An 820-nucleotide genomic window follows, 5' to 3' on the forward strand; every position below is an offset into this window, starting at 1 on the left:
GGCACTGTTGCAAAGTTAGCGATGAGGCAGCCTTTTGTCTTATTCAAAGGCCTTACATTTCAAAAACTCTGCTTACCAGGCGCATTTCGCCCAGGGGATCACCATAATAAAATGCTGAGGCCTGGCCTTTGCGTAGTGCACGCATCACCTCAATACCTTTGATGGTGGCGTAAGCCGTCTTCATGGATTTAAATCCCAGCGTGGCGCCGATTATCCGTTTCAGTTTGCCATGATCGCATTCAATCACGTTGTTCCGGTACTTAATCTGTCGGTGTTCAACGTCAGACGGGCACCGGCCTTCGCGTTTGAGCAGAGCAAGCGCGCGACCATAGGCGGGCGCTTTATCCGTGTTGATGAATCGCGGGATCTGCCACTTCTTCACGTTGTTGAGGATTTTACCCAGAAACCGGTATGCAGCTTTGCTGTTACGACGGGAGGAGAGATAAAAATCGACAGTGCGGCCCCGGCTGTCGACGGCCCGGTACAGATACGCCCAGCGGCCATTGACCTTCACGTAGGTTTCATCCATGTGCCACGGGCAAAGATCGGAAGGGTTACGCCAGTACCAGCGCAGCCGTTTTTCCATTTCAGGCGCATAACGCTGAACCCAGCGGTAAATCGTGGAGTGATCGACATTCACTCCGCGTTCAGCCAGCATCTCCTGCAGCTCACGGTAACTGATGCCGTATTTGCAGTACCAGCGTACGGCCCACAGAATGATGTCACGCTGAAAATGCCGGCCTTTGAATGGGTTCATGTGCAGCTCCATCAGCAAAAGGGGATGATAAGTTTATCACCACCGACTATTTGCAACAGTGCC

Annotated in this window: 1 protein-coding gene; it reads right to left on the reverse strand. The window is 52.4% G+C overall.

The features are described from left to right. Positions 1–52 precede the first annotated feature (52 nt). Entirely contained in the window at positions 53–757 is a 705-nt protein-coding gene (locus tag ACLJRH_RS26195) for an IS6-like element IS26 family transposase (RefSeq protein WP_001067855.1), read from the reverse strand. Between the last annotated feature and the right edge of the window lie 63 nt (positions 758–820).

The sequence above is a fragment of the Salmonella sp. SAL04162 genome (genome assembly GCF_046551535.1).
Taxonomy (GTDB): domain Bacteria; phylum Pseudomonadota; class Gammaproteobacteria; order Enterobacterales; family Enterobacteriaceae; genus Salmonella; species Salmonella enterica.